The sequence below is a fragment of the Streptomyces swartbergensis genome (assembly GCF_002148965.1).
GTDB lineage: Bacteria > Actinomycetota > Actinomycetes > Streptomycetales > Streptomycetaceae > Streptomyces > Streptomyces swartbergensis.
The window spans coordinates 1-880 of the sequence record NZ_NGFN01000774.1; the positions used below are offsets into that span (position 1 = coordinate 1).

The 880-nt window shown below is 62.7% G+C and carries 2 protein-coding genes; both read left to right on the plus strand.

Annotated features, from left to right (window positions below; genetic code table 11):
- Positions 1–382, plus strand: a 382-nt coding sequence (locus CA983_RS45675; protein ID WP_208637193.1) for an RNA polymerase sigma factor, incomplete at its 5' end; no start/stop codon positions are given.
- A 131-nt stretch (positions 383–513) separates the two neighbouring features.
- Positions 514–880 (plus strand): response regulator (locus tag CA983_RS49780; RefSeq protein ID WP_143645883.1); only part of this gene is annotated, 367 nt, incomplete at its 3' end.

Here is an 880-nt window from a genome sequence, read left to right on the forward strand (position 1 = left end):
GGCCTGGTTACGCCGGACATGCAAGAACATGTGGATCGACGGCATCCGGCGCTCCGAAAACCTCAAAAAGCTGCAGCCCGAAGTGGCCGAGCGCTACCACCGTGCTCAGCTCGACCCTGCGGATCTGGCTCTGTTACGGCTGGCGGCAGATCACTGCCTACACGTGATCAACAGTCTTCCGACAGCACGTAGACGAGTCGCCGTGCTGTACTTCCTGGAGGAACACCCTGCGCCGGTAATCGCCGAACTCCTTGAGATAGCGCCGTCCGGCGTCCGCAAACACGTGGCCGAGGTCCGCCGAAGACTCCAAAGAGAGCTAGCACCCTTCGTCAATGACCGACACGAGGCACCCAGTGCGCTGCGAAAGGAGGCACGCACATGAGCAACGAGTTCCAGGACGGCCGCTCCAACGAGCTGGACTCCGTGATCGGTCACGCCCTGCAGCAAGCCGAGTCCGATGTCGTGGTGGACAGAGCTGACCTCAACCGACGACGTGAGGCGTTGCTCGCCTGGATGAGTGAGTCTTTGAGGACCGGCCCCGAGTCGCCTCCCGATGGCGCGGATACAGAGGTGGCCTCAGCAGGGGGTTTGAGGGAGGAGCAGCCTGTCCCGTGGCCTGAGCAGGCCCGCTCGAGAGTTGAGCGAAGCACGTCGAGTCGGGTGCTCGTTGTGGACGACAACAAGTTCGTCCGGCAGTTGATCAGGGTCAATCTCGAGCTGGAGGGGTTTGAGGTCGTAACCGCGTCCGATGGCCTCGAATGCCTGGAGATCGTCCATCAAGTACGGCCCGATCTCGTGCTCCTCGACGTCGTCATGCCCCGGCTGGACGGGTTGAAGACGGCTGCCCGGCTGCGTGCTGACCCCCGTACCCGTGATCTTC